Genomic DNA, 16910 nt, shown 5'->3' with positions numbered 1-16910 from the left:
TTAGTCGTTCTAAAAAAGACAAAGGCAGGTTAATTACCTGCCTTTTTTATTGATATTACTCATTTTCAAAGTGCCAATTTTCGAGGCTCACCTGAACGTACCTGTGACTGAAAGGTGTCGCGTTACCAAGCCAAACTGAGCACGTTAGCTTGCTGTTGGTTGAATCCATAACTCCGTTAATCGCAATAATTTGTGCTCGTTTTGTAGAGTATCCCGTCAAACATAAGGCTTGCTCCGAATTATCGAGTTTGTGTATGTCGGTAAAGCCTATCAGTGCTACATCTTCATTTGTAAGTATTAACTTACCTTTTATCCACCCATACTTATCATCTGTATCGAGCGCACTGAGCAACATATCAGCACTTAACGCTGGGCAATGCCAGTTTTGATTAATTGCATTAGCGAGAACCGGTGATGTTAAATTCGCGAGATTCGGATTATCAGTGCGATCGAATGAATGGCTAATTCGTTTGAATGTAATTGCTTCTGGGTAATTACCTTTACTGGCAATACCGGGAAACGCAGATGTAGCAAGTAGTGATTGAATAAGGTAGAGGCATTCTTCACCTTGCTTATTAACAAAATACTGACCAACTTGCGTGGTAACCCAGTGCCATGATGAGTTGTAATCTTGTGGATCAGCATTAATAGGCCGCCAAAATAAAGACCAACCAATATTTTGACCTAAGCCGAAATGTTGTGCTGAGGCTGCATCTGGCTTGGCCGATATTGGAGAGCAATAGCCAACAAAGTAGTAAGTGCCAGTTGCGCCTGTTTCAGAGTGATAGGTACCAGAGATTAATTTCGAATTTTCATCATAGGTAAGATAGATATTAGACCCATAATTATTTTGCCACTGTCCAGTTAATGAGTGCATAAAGACTCCCGAATCTTATTGTTCTGAAATTCCTTTTTTGTTGTTATTTAATTCAACTCTTGGTTCTTTTTTATCATACAAATCAGATGGTAGGCAAAGTAATGTTCGCTTTTTGTAGGAAAAATAGATGGTAATAATTATCTACGACTACAAATTGAAAACATAAAAAGCAGCGGTCGTTGCTATATTTATAGATGGATTATAATAGGGGTTAAAAATGAAAAAGGTACTGTTAGCGTTGTCAATGGCAATGGTATCTGCATCAAGTTTTGCGAGTATAGAAACCCGAGATTGGCACAACACTGCATCAGCTAAAGCGCAAAAATTTGTCAAAGAAAACCTCGCTATCGATTTTTATGCCTCTCCTCATAAAACGGGTTGGGATAATAATGTTGAGGTAGCTAATTATATCGATTTAGCTTTCTCTCGTGGTATTGATGGTGCATCAGTGACACTAGGATCTCCAGCGACACCAAATTGGGCGAAATTTGTTGCTGAGCATAAAGCGTGGACTGAAGCTGCCCATTCTGCGAATACCCCTATTCGCTTTGTTAACAAACCAGAAGATTTTAAGCTTGCTTATAAAAATGGTCAGTACGCAGTACAGTGGAATTCACAATCAACCATGATGCTTGAAGGCGATGTGAGTAAGGTGAAAGAAATGGCTGCGATGGGAATTAAAACCATGCAGCTTACTTATAACGAAACTGAAAAAACCGGTGTCGGTGTGATTTCGATGATCAATGGTGATAAGTCGGGTTTGACCAAATTTGGTGAGCAAGTGATAGATGAAATGGTTAAATACGGTATCACCGTTGATTTATCCCACACGTCTTATCAAACCACCATGGATATCATGAATTACATGGAGAAAAACCACAAAGGTATTCCGCCTATATTTTCTCATTCTCCAGTCGCTTCAACTTACGGTTGCCAGCCACACGAAACATTGACTGAAACGCAAAAACGCATGGCCAAAAATGGTTTTCAAAAAGGGCACCCAGATTTTCGTTTAGCCGCTTGTTATCGTCTTCTGTCTGATGAGCAAGTTAAAAAAGTAGTGTCTTTAGGTGGTATTGTTGCCATTACTGGCGCTGAGTTTATGTTAGATGGTATTTGGCCAGAAGATATCACGCCAAAACAATATGCTGAAATGGTTGATGGGGCTGTCAAAGTAGCGGGAATTGATCATGTGGGGATTGGCACTGATGATCTAATGACTACATCTAAAGTGGTACCGTTTACCATCGCCAATGCCGATAAATACGCGGATAACGGTTATATGGTTAATGCTTTTAATTTAGGTGCGACAGGTTGCGCGGAACTTTCTAAACACTTAGCGGCAGTAACGGATGAATTGTGGAAAATGGGTTACAGCGATGAAGATTTGAGAAAGCTGTATGGTGAAAATCTCGTTCGCGTTTATAAACAAACGTGGAAGTAGCTTTGATACAAGGCACAACAAGCGTTATGAAAGCCGCTTTTTTATTGTCTCAATATTGGGTTTTACTTTTTTCTAGCCAAATATCCGCTACAATCTTCATCAATTAGCAGTAATGCTAAGCTAGCTTACTAATCAGTACATCAAATACAGTTCAACAAGAAGAAACAGATATACATCATGGAAAAACTCTCAGCTGTCATCCTAGCGGCCGGTAAAGGTACGCGTATGAAATCAAACCTACCTAAAGTGCTACATAAAATTGGCCATAAGCCAATGGTTAAGCATGTAATGGACGCTTCACGCCAATTAGGTGCACAGCATTTGCACTTAATTTATGGTCACGGTGGCGAGCAATTAAAAGCGGCTTTAGCTTCTGAACAAGCAAATTGGGTGGAGCAAGCAGAGCAGCTAGGTACAGGCCACGCTGTACAACAAGTCATTCCTTTCCTTGCTGATGATGAAACCGTATTGATTTTATACGGTGATGTACCGTTAATTAAAACAGAAACACTTGAAAAGCTAGTGGCGGCCACGCCAGCAGACGGTATTGGTTTATTAACGGTTGTACTGGATAACCCATTTGGTTACGGCCGAATTGTTCGCGATGAAAACGGCTTGGTAAAAGCCATTGTTGAGCAAAAAGATGCCAATGAAGCTGAGCAAGCTATTCGCGAGATAAACACGGGTATTTTGGCCGCTAATGGCAAGCAACTTAAAGCTTGGTTAGGCAATTTAAATAACGACAATGCACAACAAGAGTATTACCTGACAGACATTATCGAAATGTGTGCTAATGAAGGTAAGTTAATTAACACCGTGCATCCTAACGATGCAGATGAAGTTGAAGGTGTGAACAATCGTATGCAACAAGCTCACTTAGAGCGTGTTTATCAGTTAGAGCAAGCGCATGCATTAATGGTTGAAGGTGTAACTTTGCGTGATGCATCACGTTTAGATGTGCGCGGCGATGTTAAAGTGGGTAAAGACGTCGTTTTAGATGTTAATGTCATTTTAGAAGGTGAAGTAGAGTTAGCTGATAACGTCACTATTGAAGCCAACTGCATTCTTAAAAACGTAAAAGTGGGTGCTGGCACAACGATCAAAGCGAATAGCCATTTAGAAGAAGCTGTTGTGGGTAGCAATAATGCAATTGGGCCTTACGCTCGATTACGCCCAGGTGCTGAATTAAGTGCTGGTTGTCACGTAGGTAACTTTGTTGAAATTAAAAAGTCGACATTAGGTGAAGGTGCAAAAGCTAATCACTTAACTTACTTAGGTAATGCAACTGTGGGGGCGGGTACTAATATAGGCGCAGGCACTATTACCTGTAACTATGATGGTGTAAACAAGTTTGAAACCCATATCGGTGATAACTGTTTTATTGGCAGTAACTCTGCATTAGTCGCACCAGTTAGTGTCAAAGCGGGTGCAACAGTTGGCGCTGGTGCTGTTGTGACCAGAGATGTAGAAGAAAATGAATTAGCTGTAGCACGAGCAAAACAGCGCAACATCCAAGGTTGGGAACGCCCAGTTAAAAAGTAATGTGCTGACTGCACCTGATGATATCATCAGGTGTAGTACCTTAGTGTCTCGATTAATTAACGTTTTAATTATTAATCGTCTAAACTCTCCTTCTACAAACTTGTTTTGCAGCGAAATAGGCTGTAACTTCTGACAAAACGATAAAATAATAACAAGAAAAATCTCGGCGTTAGTCTGAGTGAAGGATTACTCTTGGCTACACCAAATCACATCAAAAAAATAGAATCGATATTTGTCGTATGTTTGTTCATGCTGACTATCTTTCTCTGTTTTCTACAATTTTTAGGTTTTGAACGTGTATTGGTATTGGATTTAACGGATACCGAGCGCTTTAGTGTGCGTGATGACAGGCCTTTTGGCGGTGCATCTGTTAGTAACTTCGAAGTGACAGATCAAGGTATTTTGTTTAGTTGTCAGGTTAAACAACAATATCAGTGGCCCTATTGCGAGTTTATTATCGATTTAACCTCACAACAGAATGGCCAACTAGCAGGTATCGATTTTACTCGATTTAGTAAAGTTGGGCTGTGGCTTAAGCACGATCATCCTAATCAACCTGGTACTCGATTCGAGATGCATAATTTTAATGATGCTTACTCAAAACCAGAACAAATCAATAGCTTAAAATACAACACAGTTGAGTTTTCCGAAAACAATGTACCTTACCCAACCTGGATTAATTTTCACAGCTTTTATGTGCCTGTTTGGTGGAATAGCCTGCACGATCTTTCTCTGCAGCACGGTGGTACCGATTTCTCAAATGTTCATTCTATTGCGGTGACAACAGGGGGCTTAATTCCAGATGGTCCGTATAAAATCACCATTGAAAAAATAGAGTTTCGTGGCCAGTACATTCAAAACGAAACCTTATTTTTTGCGCTGATTGTTCTTTGGAGTACGGTTGCTGGTTTTTTCTTTAAGCGCTTGATCGAGATCAAAGATCACCTTAACCAAGTATCTCAAGAAAAGAAGCATTGGCAGATGCGAGCAACTTATGATGGCTTGACCGATGCTTACAGCAAACAAAGTGCGCCTAACTTATTTATGCAGCTGCAGGCGACCAATTTAGAGTCCTCATTATTGTTTTTAGACATCGATCACTTCAAACAAATTAATGATAACTATGGGCATGATGTAGGAGATGATGTCTTGATACAGTTCTCTCATATCATTCAACGTTTTATCTCTGATGATATGAAGCTGATTCGCTGGGGTGGAGAAGAGTTTCTTTTGCTTTGTCCTGGTTTGTCGTTAGAAAGAGCACATCAATTGGCAGAGGAGCTTCGCACTTTAGTTCATCAAACGCAGTGGCCTGATGTACTTGAAGTGACGGTGAGTATTGGCGTTGCACTTTATGCCAATGACGACATCAACCGCACTATCTCACTGGCCGATAGAGCGCTTTATCGCGCTAAACACCAAGGCCGCAACCAAGTGTGTGTGGCAACATAGTCGTTTAAAAAAATTAGACACAATTTCATACGTATTCAAATTGGCGATCCGCCAAAGCTTTGCTTAACTCATGGTAACTGGGAAGAAATTCATCTTATCCAATCACTTTGAAGGAATAAAAAAGTATGTGCGGAATTGTCGCAGCAATTGCTCAGCGTGACGTCGCTGATATCCTAATTTACGGCTTACAAAGACTGGAATACCGAGGCTATGACTCAGCAGGTCTGGCTGTTATCGATCAAAATGCTCACCTAAATACCTTAAAAAGACAGGGAAAAGTCGCCACTCTGGCCGATTTAGTGGCCACAGAGCAACCTAGAGGTGGTACAGGTATTGCTCATACTCGTTGGGCAACACATGGTGAAGCTAACGAAACAAATGCTCACCCTCATATATCTCAAGACCGCATTGCGATGGTTCACAACGGGATTATTGAAAACTACAAAAGCTTAAAGGAAACCTTATCAGGACAAGGCTTTGCGTTTAAATCTCAAACGGATACTGAAGTCTTCACTCATTTGATTGCTAGCCATTTACAAAATCAAAGCAGCCTGCTGGAAGCTGTGAAACAAGCTAAGCAGCAAGTAACAGGTGCTTACGGCACCGTCATCATAGACAAAGAAAACCCAGATACCATAGTGGCTGCACGTTCAGGAAGCCCGTTAGTCATAGGTTTAGGTTTAGGTGAAAACTTTGTTGCGTCTGATCAGCTCGCACTGCTAGCAGTAACACGTCGTTTTATCTTCTTAGAAGAAGGGGATTTCGCTGAAATCACCAGACACAAGGTCAGCGTATTTGATGTAGATGGCAACCCAGTTGAGCGCGAAGTCGTCGAAGTGAATGCCAGCCAAGATACTAACTCGAAAGGTCAGTATCGCCACTATATGCTGAAAGAAATCTTTGAGCAGCCAACGTCCATTCGTAATACTTTAGAGGGAAGAGTAACAACTGATGGCCTAGTTGATGGTATTTTTGGTCAGGGTTTTGAGCAAATGCTCAAAGGTGTTAATCACGTTCAAATAGTGGCCTGTGGTACCAGTTATCACGCGGGCTTAGTTGCTCGTTATTGGTTAGAACAATACGGTCATGTTTCTTGTAATGTTGAGATAGCCTCAGAATTTAGATACCGCCATTTCCACACTGTGCCTGGTAGCTTACTTGTCACTATTTCGCAGTCTGGTGAAACGGCAGATACATTAGCTGCACTTAGATTAGCGCAACAAAGAGATTACTTATCTTCTATCGTGATCTGTAATGTCGATGGCTCATCATTAGTGCGTGAGTCAGACTATGCCTTTATGACTAATGCGGGTGCTGAAATTGGGGTCGCTTCAACCAAAGCATTTACCACCCAATTAACCAGTTTACTGATGTTGACATTAGCTGTCGGTAAAGCAAAGGGCTTAGCTGAAGATAAACAAAGCTTAATTACCCATGCGTTATTAGGTTTACCCGCTAAGTTAGAGCAAGCGTTGACGTTAGATAGCCATATTTCAGATTTAGCTGAAGACTTTATCGAAAAAGATCACGCTTTATTCCTCGGCCGTGGTGATCAATTCCCAATCGCGTTAGAGGGCGCTTTAAAGCTCAAAGAGATCAGTTATATCCATGCAGAAGGCTATGCAGCAGGCGAATTAAAACACGGCCCTATTGCATTAATTGATGCTGATATGCCCGTAATTGTTGTCGCGCCAAATAACGAGTTACTTGAAAAGCTTCACTCAAATATTGAAGAGGTTCGAGCCAGAGGCGGCGTGTTCTACATTTTTGCCGACCAAGATGCTCATTTCGAAAGTGACGAAACGTGTCATGTAATTGATGTCGTCAGTACAGATGCATTAACCGCCCCTATCGTCTACACCTTGCCACTGCAGCTACTCAGTTATTACGTAGCCGTGATCAAAGGTACAGACGTTGACCAACCTAGAAACTTAGCTAAAAGTGTGACGGTGGAGTAGTGTTTATAGCACTCAATTGGCCTAAGCTAATTGAGTGCTTTTACAGTACAAAAAATCGCTTACTGGTTCGGTATCATACGGAGGTTGCTAAAATACCATCATCAGCCGCCCTTGGTTGAAGCTATTAATTTGCTCTACACGCTGCTTAGATAGCGATTTGACATTCATGTTACCCTCCTCAATTTTTCAACTTATTCTGCTGCAATTGTGGTTAAAAACAAATTAATGAATTAACGATTTACCTTGGGCTCATATTTTAATACCTAATCATTATTAGCTATGATGTTGCCGATTGAGGCAGGAACTAAACAGGTTTAGTTAAAAATTGGTGGTGAAAGTGATCAGTTTAAAAATGCGAGATGAAAGTAGCTCCGGGCAAATTTATCAAGAGTTTGAACTCTCATTTGAGCACATTCAGATATCAGTTAAAGATTTAATCGTCGAGCGGGTTTACCAAGAAGTCATAGCCTTTAATCAAAAAGCGACTAACCGTAAATCTTTACTTGTTGCCCCGTCTGCAGAAGAAAAAATGCTTAATCAAGCGCTTTCCAGCAAAGCTAAAGTTAATCCCGAAAAGCAAATTGAAATTGCACTTAACGCATTTAAAAATAATGCGTATTTCATTCTCGTTGACGATTTGCAAGTGGATAACCTTGAACAAGTCATTGATATCAAAAAAGACACTGATATTTGCTTTGTAAAGCTAGTTCAATTGATTGGGGGATAAGCTTTGCTTGATACTGATTCTAAAAGTGAGCTGAAAATGTGTTTTCATGATGAATTTGAAGAAATTCATCATTTTATTAAAGCTAACTACAATTCATTATATGCACTTCAAACTCTGTCTTTGGATGAATGCATTCCCTATATAAAATTGCAAAATGCATCAGCTGAAATCAAGCTTACTGTATTGATCTCATTAATAAAAAGAATAAATGATTACGATATTGGGGTTATCACCGATACTAGCTCACCTAAAGTACGGGCATATGTTGTTGATATACACCTGCTTAATTTATGGTTAGAAATGGGAGTAGATTTTCCAGAAAGCTACGACTTTTATTGTTTATTCTCATTGCTTTATGAGCAAAAGGCAGGCTCAATCCGTCTTTATGAGCGACCATTTTGTCATTTGGTTAATCATATTGAAAAATATGCAAAAACCTATGGCTTAACCCACAGCTTTGTTGACAGTCTTAATAAAATTTTAACTCATGAGCTTGTTGAACCTTTCATTCATGAGGCTAAAGGCGAAGTTATTGCAGGGCAAAATATTGCTCAGTGTGTAAGACAGTTAAACTTAATACAGCACCAATTTGATACTAAAACAGCTAGTTCTACGGCTCCTTATCAATTTTCAAATGGACGATTTGGTAAATTCGCCAAACAGACTTTTGAGCAAATACCTCAAAATAAACAATCACAGTGGAGTGAGCTTTTTCATCATTTAGCTAACAACAGCAGTGCAAAGCCTTCCGCTCTTTTTTTAAGTAAAGCCAATGATTTAATGGATGAAGTAGGTATTTCTCCTTATAAAAAATTGGTTAATCAATGGCTTAATTTCTTAATTGATTTAGATACAACCCTAGTTGAGGTTATTAACTTTGGCGGGCAAGAGATCACCCACGAAAAAAATGAGTATATCGAGGAGGAAAGTCACACTTTAATAAAAGGTTTGTTGTGGTCAATGTCTCGTTTTCACGATCAGCAGAGTGTGATCAATATTGCACAGTTAACGGAAAAGTGTTTTCAGAAAGTCCCTGTTCGTGGGGTAGCTGCAGCAGCTATTGGTAATGCTGGTTTGTACACGTTGGCCCAGTTTAAAGGCTTAGTTGGTATCGGCCACTTATCTCGACTTAAGCACAAAGTTAAACAAAGCAGTACACAAAAGCTCATTCAAAAATACATTGACCAGCATGCTGAAAAACTGGGTTTTAAGCCCGCTCAAATTGAGGAGATATCTGCACCTGACTTTGATTTAGTCGATGGTAGATTAACAACTACTTTTGATGATTATTGTTTTTATGCTCAGATAACAAGTACTAATCAAGTAGATCAAGTTTGGCTTAAACCTGATGGTAGCAAGCAAAAAGCCGTTCCTCAATTTGTCAAAAGTAGCGATGCACACAGTAATCATCTTAAACTCATCAAAGCCAAGATTAAGCAAATAAAACAGAGCTTCAGTGCACAAAGAGAAAGGATTGACCGAATCTATACGGAAGACATGCAATGGAATATTGCTAGCTTTGAGCAATTTTATTTAAATCATGGTTTGATTAGCGTCATTGCTCGCAAGCTTATTTGGTTATTTGACGATGTTGCTCTAATTTTTGTTGCTGGCGGATGGCAAGATGTTAATGGGAAAACTGCAACCATCGAACCTAATGCCGTGGTAAAGCTTTGGCACCCGATTTTTGCTGAGCCAAATGATGTTATTTTGTGGCGCAAACGGCTTGAGGCACTAAAGATAAAGCAACCTTTTAAGCAAGCACATAGGGAAGTTTATTTACTCACTGATACCGAGCGAAATACAGGTAGTTATTCTAATAGAATGGCTGCTCATATAATCAAGCAACAACAGTTTAAATCATTAGCAGTATCTAGACGTTGGAATTATCAACTAATGGGGGCATTTGATGATGGTGTAAGGAGTCAAATTGCTGAGAAATTTATTGCTACTCATAATATTACTGCACAGTTTTATATTAATGCATTAACAGACGGTAATGTTGAGCACGATGAAATTAGAGTGTGGCATTGTGTCACAACCGATCAAATTAGATTTAATGATTTATCCGGTAAAACAATCGAAATAAAAGATATCTCGCCTATAGTCTTTTCTGAAATTATGCGTGATGCAGATTTGTTCATTGGGGTTACAAGTATAGCTAATGACCCACAGTGGCAGGATGGTAGAGTGAATAATAGCAATAATCTGCATAGCTATTGGAAATACCACTCATTTGGTGATTTGACTGAAATTGCTAAAACAAGAAAGCAAGTTTTAGCTCAATTATTATCTCGTTTGAAGATAAGAGATGTAGCTCATATAGAGGGTAATTTTTTAATCGTTCAGGGTAAAAAGCAAAGCTATAAAATACATATTGGTAGCGGGTATATTTTGATCATGCCAAATGACAAGTATTTATGCATCGTTCCAACTCACAGAAATACTGCGAAATTAGATAGTACTTTTCTGCCTTTTGAAGGGGATGTTGGCTTATCTGTACTACTTTCTAAAGCCTTTTTATTGGCAAATGATGACAAAATTGATGATCCCACAATATTGAGTCAGTTGTAATTGAAGAGATAGTTAAACCCCAAACCGCTCTTTTAAAAATAACGCGACGCCGTCTTCATCGTGGTGGCCAATAACGGATGTGGCGGCTTGTTTTACTTGCTCATTGGCGTTGGCTGGGGCGTAGCTCTCATTGGCAATTTCAAACATGCTGAGATCGTTATCACCGTCACCAAAGCAGATTATATTATCCACTTCGAGCTGGCTTTTAAGTTTCTCGACTGCACTGCCTTTAGTGGCTTTTGCGTGATGTACATCAATCCATCGATAATCTTGTTGGCTCATTGCAGGGCCTGAATAGGCGATAAGTTGTTTGTCTTTGCTAATGTTGTGTTCTGCATTTAACACATCAGTGCTGGGGCCAATCATGCTGATATTGGTAACGTGCAAGCCATCTTTTATTTGTTCGACAGGTAAGATTTGCGTGCCTTTTTTTTCGCTAAAACGCGCCAGTAATTTTTCCTCTACTTGATTTTGTAACTTGCCGTGGAATATGTACTTTTGTTCCTGACTATCAATCGCACTAAGGAAAGGCGCTGCGGCTGTTGATTCCATTGCCTTAATTGCATTAACGCCTTGTTCAACCGTGAGGCAATTATCAAAACTAAATCGATTTTTATTTGGGCACCAAGTCAGTACACCATTGGTATATATTTGCGGTAAGAAAAATAGCTCATGTTCGATGATTGCATTGGCTGACTGGTAGCTTCGCCCCGTTGCTAGGGTGTAATGAATACCTTGTTGATGCATGGCGGTGAGTGTTTGCTGAGTTAACGCAGATAGTTTGGAATCTTTGTTTAACAAGGTTCCATCAAGATCAAATACAACGAGATGACGTGGCTTATTCAATGTATTCACCTTTAGTGTAAGTGTTTGAGCACAGCATAAGGTGATTTGCTCAAAGGCACTTCTAGCCTGTTACTGCTTTCTTTGGGTGCTTGTCCAACCATTTCGTCGTAGGGGCTTTCATGCCTGAGTACCACTTCAATGATGTCGTATGTCTCAAAATACTCTCGCATTTGAGTCAAGTTTCTGGTCAGTAGGGTTTTCTTATCTGTATCCCATACCACGTGCTCAGTCCCATCAATAACGACTATGGCCTGATACAGCGCTTGTTCGAGTGAATTGATCACTAACTTATCAATACGTTTATTGGCCAAGTCTTTGTAAAAAAGCTTCATACTGAACTCGAGTTTTATTTGTGTCTTAAATATATGGCTACGAAGCGGGTATCCACTTAGATCAGATAACTTCCTTTGCCTGTTTATTGTTGGCAATTGCAACTGTTTCACGGGTAAAGCTATATTTCTTTAATACAGTTATACAAGCTGATTACTAACTATCAATAAACCTTAAAAGTTGGATTTATGTTGCTAAAAGTTGGATTTATGTTGCTAAAAATAATCGAAAACGCCCCCTTGTATTCTGCTCGAGTATTACCTTGGTTAAGCGTAATTGGTTTGCTTTTTTCTCTATCTGCTTGTTCAGTTAAGCCAGTGGAAACCGAGAAAGCTCAAGTGGCTTCTTCAGTTAACTTACTCACTGCGTATGACTATCAATTACTGGATAATCAATATCAAACGGTCAGTTTGCCTGCCGTTGCATCTCAATTGAAAGACGCTGATGTTATTTTTATTGGTGAATACCACGGCAATCACGCTTCTCATTTATTGCAAATGCAGCTGTTTGCTTTGCTGCATCAGCAGCGGGAACATTGGCAGCCAATGGCACTATCACTCGAAATGTTTGAACGCGATCAACAGGCTGTTATCGAGCGTTATCTAAGCAGTGAAATAGGTGAGCGTTATTTAATCGAACAAGCCAATGCTTGGGATAATTACAAAGCCAGTTATCGACCTCTTGTTGAATATGCCAAGCAGCATGATATTGCTGTTGTTGCGGCCAATGCGCCTGCCGATATTGTTCGTTGTATTGGCAAACAAGGTCGAGCTTATCTCAATGTCTTAGGCAGCCAGCAGCGCAAGCTTATTGCTCAAGATAGCTTTGCTGATATTACTGGCTATCAAACCCAGTTTATCGCCAAGATGGGAGGTCACCCTATGCCTGCCAGAGCATTGAATAATACTTATCTTGCGCAATTAACAAGAGATAACACCATGGCTGAATCGATTAACCAGAAAATGGCACTGCAACCCGATAGCCAAATCATTCATCTTAATGGCAGTTTTCACAGCCAAGATGGTTTGGGAACAGTCGCGGCGCTAAAGCGTTTAAACCCAGCATTAAAGCTTGTAGTGATTACGCCAGTTTACCGAACAGATCTAATGGAAAAAGTGAACAATGGCCAAGGTAAAGATACCTTTTATTATCTTATCCAAGCGCAACCGCAAGAATTTGTTGATGCAGATTATCGAAAAGCAACTTATCAAAAGATGTTTGCAAAAGCAGGAGAAAAAGCTAAATCATGTGAAAATCCCAATTAGTTGATAATGATAATTGTTATTGTTTGTGTAATTGTGTTTCAATAACAGGTAGACTGCATATCGTCATTTTTATTCTCACTGTTATGTTTAACTTGGAGTTACCATGAAAGACAATCGGCCAAAAAATTTAGACCTTTCAACCATTAAACTACCCATAATGGGGCTTGCATCTATCTTACATAGAATAAGTGCCGTCATTATTTGGGTGGCAATGGCTTACTTTATTCCTGTCTTATACATCTCTCTTGAATCACCAGAAGGTTTTCACAAAATCCAATCTATGCTTGCTGAAAACTTCATTGCCCAGTTTTTTGCTTGGGGCTTTTTAACTGCACTCGGTTATTACGTAATGGGATCGTTAAAGCATATTATTCAGGAGTTTGGTTATTTTGAAACAATTGAAGGTGGACGCTTGATATCCAATGTTGCGATTGGGCTAGGTATTTTACTCAGTGTGTTGTTTGGATGTTGGATTTGGGGTTAATGAAAATGAAAAGAAATGGTGTGCGTGAGTGGTTATTTCAACGCGTAAGTAACATCTTGATTTGTCTCTACGCGGTGGTCTATATCAGCCTTATATTAACTATAGACCCGTTAGACTACCAAACGTGGAAAGCAATGCACGATACAACTTGGTTTAAAGTATTTAGCAGTATCACAATTGTTGTATTGGCCTTCAATGCTATTTTGGCAGGGTGGCAAATTGCTACCGACTATACACAAAAAGTGCCTATTAAAGGGTTTAGTAGCTTGTTTCACGGTTTTTACCTGATTGTTACTGCATTGTTTGCAGCAGCTGCTTTGTATGTCTTTTGGGGGCTGTAATTAGCTGTAATTGAGGATGTGTTGCCGGGCTTGAGCGTCGTTCCTAGTATGACGCTATGCACTTGTATCCATACAAATGAAGCCCGACAAACACAAAACTAAGAAGTTAGAGCAGTGTGTTTATGTTTGAGTTGGTTTTTATTATTCAGCGCAGCGTCTTTTGCTGAAGATAAAACCCATACTGCTTTGGCTAAGATATTGTGTGGTCTAATTGGCCCCATTTCCATTGTTGTTAAACCATGGTCATTTTCGCCTTTTAGCCAGAAGAAGCCGTTTCTATCGATAAATTTAACTGTTCTGACCATGAGCCCATAAATAGGGTGATCAACTTTTACAATGTCGCCAATTTTTAACTTACCCTTTCTGAATAAACTTGAAAACATAACATAGCTATGCAGAGGGATCACAGGTGTCATACTTTGACTGGCAACATGATTTACTGAGAAAAAGAACATAACGAGATCCTCTAATAACAAATGATAATCATTATCATTTGTATTAAATTTATATCAGGGTATGTAGAAAGTCAAATTTGCATTGAGTTAAGAACTAAATATCTGGTATTCACCAAATTTATAATTCTTGATCGAGATATAAAATTATCTAATTTATTTATAAGCCTACGAGTGGTTAGCGTATTTGGTTTAAATCTGAGTGGTAGTGGTAATTTGCACTAGCAAGTTTATCAACTAGCTCTGCAATATCGATGTCGTAGAAATTACAAAGCTGTTGAAGGGTAGAAAAGTCATTTCTTAACTTGGTATTTAACATACTCACTAAAATGTGTGGGTCGGCTAAATTTAGATTGTTAAGTAGCATAGATATCCTTCCTTGCAGCCATGCGTTTTTGCCAAACTTTCTCGTGAAAGTAGTAGGCAACAGTATTTACCGCAGGCTCAATTAAAGCAACTATACCGCCAATAATAAAATCGCCAGTCAATGCCGTTGTAACTGAAAACGCAACGGCAAAGTGGGTAATGGCGAATGTCACCGTCTTTTGCTTAGCCATGTTCACGCTCCTGCTGTTTGCTGTCTATACACACTTGGTCGCCGTAATAGTTATCGTCAAAATTGCACTGTTGGCACGACAGATCAACTTTGGCTGACTCTACAGCTTGGTGATCGGCATCGGCGTATTGTTTAAATGTTGCTAGAAATTGAGCCATGATTCATTCCTCTTAATAGATATTGAATAAAGCTAAAGGCTGTGCCCTTAGTCATGGCTTAAGTATGGGGTAAGGCTGATTTTTAGAAAAATTAATTGATTTGAATTTATCGTTCAATTAAATAGATTTTAATTGTCCAAATGTGATAACTGGCTTTTAAAGCTGTCCATTAAGGTTTCGATATCTAAGGTGCGGACAAAGTTAGGTCTAATGATAAATGCAATTTCTCTGTGCGGCCCTGGTTCGTTAACATGCACAGCTTTTAATTCAGGTTCGTGTCTAATTAGTTGTTCAAGTGCCATCTCTGGAACCAAAGTGGTACCTAATTTACCCGCAACCATCTGAATTAACGTATGCAAGCTCGTTGAATCAAAGGCCATATTTTGTGGCAGGGAAGGTAAGTTACATGCGGCAAGCGCATGATCTTTCAAACAATGGCCATCTTTTAATAACATCAGTTTTTCTAAACTCAGTTGAGCCGAATTAATCTCTTTGAGTTGTTTTGGGCATTCATCATTGTGGGCAACCCAATAAAAGTCTTCCTGCCAAAAGCTAAATTGCATCAAACCTTCAGTGTTATAGGGTAAAGCTAAAATAGCCGCATCAATTTCCCCTGTTCGTACTTGTTCAACTAATACATGCGACTGTTCTTCAATAATTTTCAGTTTGAAGTCTGGGTATTGTCGTCTTACTTCAGGTAGTACTTTAGGTAGTAAATAAGGCCCAATTGTTGGGATTATACCCAACGTCATAGGCACAGACAGAGCTTGCTGATTGCTCTGGGCGAGCTGATATAAGTCATCAACTGCAAACTTGATATGTCTGGCTTTATCTAGCAGTACTTGCCCTGCATGTGTCACTAACACTTGTTTGTTATTGCGCTCAAAAATAGTGATTTTGAGGTGCTTTTCTAATTCGGTGATCGCCGTACTTAATGCTGATTGCGAGACATGACATTGCTCGGCCGCTCTTTTGAAGTGCAAGGTTTTCTCAACAGCTAATGCATATTGCAATTGTTTAAGGGTGATCATCAAGCGAATACTCAAAGCAAAAATCAATATTCAATAATATTGAATGATAAATTCAATTTAATCAATTTTTCTAATGTAAAATTTCCGCCTAATATTCACATCAACAAAGCAACACTGCTTTGAAGACAAATTTAATTTTAATTGATGAGGATACAATCATGGCAAAAATCGGTAGCACTATTCCAGAGTTCAAAGCACAAGCATTCCACAACGGCGAGTTTGTAGAAGTCACGTCAGAATCAGTAAAAGGCAAATGGGGTATCTACTTATTCTACCCAGCGGATTTCACATTTGTTTGTCCAACAGAGTTAGAAGACATGGCTAACCAATACGAGGAATTACAGGGTTTAGGTGTAGAAGTTTATGCCGTTTCTACTGATACACACTTCTCACACAAAGCATGGCACGACTCGTCAGAAGCAATTGGCAAAATCAAGTTCCCAATGCTAGGTGACCAAACAGGTAACATCACTCGTGGCTTTGACGTCATGATTGAAGAAGACCACATGGCACATCGCGGTACTTTCTTAGTTGACCCAGATGGCGTAATTCAAGTCGCTGAAATTCACGCTGGTGGTATTGGCCGTAGCGCAAAAGACATGGTTCGCAAAGTAAAAGCTGCGCAATACGTACGTGAGCACGATGGTGAAGTTTGCCCAGCTGCATGGGAGCAAGGTCAAGCAACGTTAAAACCATCTCTAGACCTAGTAGGTAAAATCTAACCAGACTGCTTGTTATGAGGTTTATGCGGCGTTACCTAAACCTCAAACACTTAGTCTGAACGCAAGTTTTAGGGGATTTAGCTGCGCTACCCACAGCTAAGTCAACCTTAAGCGCTAGCTGGCGGGGAAGTTTGCCCCCGCCTTTTTTCAC

General features: G+C 39.7%; 18 protein-coding genes. 10 read left to right on the top strand and 8 right to left on the bottom strand.

Annotation, left to right across the window (positions count from 1 at the left end; genetic code table 11):
• Nucleotides 1-55: 55 nt before the first annotated feature.
• Nucleotides 56-877 carry an avidin/streptavidin family protein gene (locus tag HR060_RS05065; protein ID WP_174199196.1) on the bottom strand — a complete coding sequence of 274 codons (822 nt, stop codon included), beginning with the start codon at nt 875-877 and terminating at the stop codon, nt 56-58.
• A 217-nt stretch (nt 878-1094) separates the two neighbouring features.
• On the opposite strand from HR060_RS05065, the gene HR060_RS05060 reads away from it, so the two are divergent.
• The 6 genes from HR060_RS05060 to HR060_RS05035 all read left to right on the top strand — a co-directional run bounded on the left by HR060_RS05060 (nt 1095) and on the right by HR060_RS05035 (nt 10574).
• Nucleotides 1095-2321: a dipeptidase gene (locus HR060_RS05060; protein ID WP_174199195.1), complete on the top strand. Its 1227-nt coding sequence runs from the start codon at nt 1095-1097 to the stop codon at nt 2319-2321.
• A gap of 177 nt (nt 2322-2498) precedes the next feature.
• Nucleotides 2499-3863: a bifunctional UDP-N-acetylglucosamine diphosphorylase/glucosamine-1-phosphate N-acetyltransferase GlmU gene (gene glmU, locus HR060_RS05055; RefSeq protein ID WP_174199194.1), complete on the top strand. Its 1365-nt coding sequence runs from the start codon at nt 2499-2501 to the stop codon at nt 3861-3863.
• Between the two features lie 192 nt (nt 3864-4055).
• Complete coding sequence (locus HR060_RS05050) at nt 4056-5315, top strand: GGDEF domain-containing protein (protein WP_174199193.1); 1260 nt, start codon at nt 4056-4058, stop codon at nt 5313-5315.
• A gap of 125 nt (nt 5316-5440) precedes the next feature.
• Nucleotides 5441-7273, top strand: coding sequence for a glutamine--fructose-6-phosphate transaminase (isomerizing) (gene glmS / locus HR060_RS05045; RefSeq protein ID WP_174199192.1), 1833 nt, complete (start codon nt 5441-5443; stop codon nt 7271-7273).
• A gap of 337 nt (nt 7274-7610) precedes the next feature.
• Entirely contained in the window at nt 7611-8000 is a 390-nt protein-coding gene (locus HR060_RS05040) for a hypothetical protein (protein ID WP_174199191.1), read from the top strand.
• Between the two features lie 3 nt (nt 8001-8003).
• Complete coding sequence (locus HR060_RS05035) at nt 8004-10574, top strand: DUF4132 domain-containing protein (RefSeq protein WP_174199190.1); 2571 nt, start codon at nt 8004-8006, stop codon at nt 10572-10574.
• Between the two features lie 12 nt (nt 10575-10586).
• Here the strand turns inward: HR060_RS05035 and HR060_RS05030 are convergent, their stop codons facing one another.
• Together HR060_RS05030 and HR060_RS05025 are read right to left on the bottom strand one after the other, a co-directional pair.
• Nucleotides 10587-11420 (bottom strand): HAD family hydrolase, encoded by an 834-nt coding sequence (locus tag HR060_RS05030; protein WP_174199189.1) that lies wholly within the window; start codon nt 11418-11420, stop codon nt 10587-10589.
• An 11-nt stretch (nt 11421-11431) separates the two neighbouring features.
• Nucleotides 11432-11752 (bottom strand): DUF6482 family protein, encoded by a 321-nt coding sequence (locus tag HR060_RS05025; RefSeq protein WP_174199188.1) that lies wholly within the window; start codon nt 11750-11752, stop codon nt 11432-11434.
• A gap of 207 nt (nt 11753-11959) precedes the next feature.
• On the opposite strand from HR060_RS05025, the gene HR060_RS05020 reads away from it, so the two are divergent.
• The 3 genes from HR060_RS05020 to sdhD all read left to right on the top strand — a co-directional run bounded on the left by HR060_RS05020 (nt 11960) and on the right by sdhD (nt 13840).
• Nucleotides 11960-13015 carry a ChaN family lipoprotein gene (locus tag HR060_RS05020; RefSeq protein WP_174199187.1) on the top strand — a complete coding sequence of 352 codons (1056 nt, stop codon included), beginning with the start codon at nt 11960-11962 and terminating at the stop codon, nt 13013-13015.
• A gap of 103 nt (nt 13016-13118) precedes the next feature.
• The gene (gene sdhC / locus HR060_RS05015; RefSeq protein ID WP_174199186.1) at nt 13119-13499 is read left to right on the top strand and encodes a succinate dehydrogenase, cytochrome b556 subunit; all 381 of its coding nucleotides are present in this window, start codon (nt 13119-13121) and stop codon (nt 13497-13499) included.
• The gene (gene sdhD / locus HR060_RS05010; protein WP_174199185.1) at nt 13499-13840 is read left to right on the top strand and encodes a succinate dehydrogenase, hydrophobic membrane anchor protein; all 342 of its coding nucleotides are present in this window, start codon (nt 13499-13501) and stop codon (nt 13838-13840) included. The genes sdhC and sdhD overlap by 1 nt, the downstream gene beginning before the upstream one ends.
• Nucleotides 13841-13938: 98 nt before the next feature.
• On the opposite strand, the gene HR060_RS05005 is transcribed toward sdhD, so the two are convergent.
• The 5 genes from HR060_RS05005 to HR060_RS04985 form a co-directional block, all read right to left on the bottom strand.
• A complete protein-coding gene (locus HR060_RS05005; RefSeq protein ID WP_174199184.1) occupies nt 13939-14295 on the bottom strand; it encodes a S24/S26 family peptidase in 357 nt (118 codons plus the stop codon).
• Nucleotides 14296-14470: 175 nt separating this feature from the next.
• Nucleotides 14471-14659: a DUF4250 domain-containing protein gene (locus tag HR060_RS05000; RefSeq protein WP_174199183.1), complete on the bottom strand. Its 189-nt coding sequence runs from the start codon at nt 14657-14659 to the stop codon at nt 14471-14473.
• On the bottom strand, nt 14649-14849 hold the full coding sequence (locus tag HR060_RS04995) for a DUF2061 domain-containing protein (RefSeq protein ID WP_174199182.1): 201 nt from the start codon (nt 14847-14849) through the stop codon (nt 14649-14651). The genes HR060_RS05000 and HR060_RS04995 overlap by 11 nt, the downstream gene beginning before the upstream one ends.
• On the bottom strand, nt 14842-15006 hold the full coding sequence (locus HR060_RS04990) for a hypothetical protein (RefSeq protein ID WP_174199181.1): 165 nt from the start codon (nt 15004-15006) through the stop codon (nt 14842-14844). The genes HR060_RS04995 and HR060_RS04990 overlap by 8 nt, the downstream gene beginning before the upstream one ends.
• Before the next feature lie 128 nt (nt 15007-15134).
• A complete protein-coding gene (locus HR060_RS04985; RefSeq protein WP_174199180.1) occupies nt 15135-16037 on the bottom strand; it encodes a hydrogen peroxide-inducible genes activator in 903 nt (300 codons plus the stop codon).
• Nucleotides 16038-16195: 158 nt separating this feature from the next.
• Here HR060_RS04985 and ahpC point away from each other — a divergent pair, with 158 nt between their 5' ends.
• Complete coding sequence (ahpC, locus tag HR060_RS04980; protein ID WP_174199179.1) at nt 16196-16759, top strand: alkyl hydroperoxide reductase subunit C; 564 nt, start codon at nt 16196-16198, stop codon at nt 16757-16759.
• The last annotated feature ends 151 nt before the right edge of the window (nt 16760-16910 follow it).

It is taken from the genome of Marinifaba aquimaris (assembly GCF_013328345.1).
Classification (GTDB): Bacteria; Pseudomonadota; Gammaproteobacteria; order Enterobacterales; family Alteromonadaceae; genus Marinifaba; species Marinifaba aquimaris.
The sequence above is the reverse complement of the archived record's forward strand: the minus strand, read 5'-3'. Positions and strand labels throughout refer to the sequence as shown.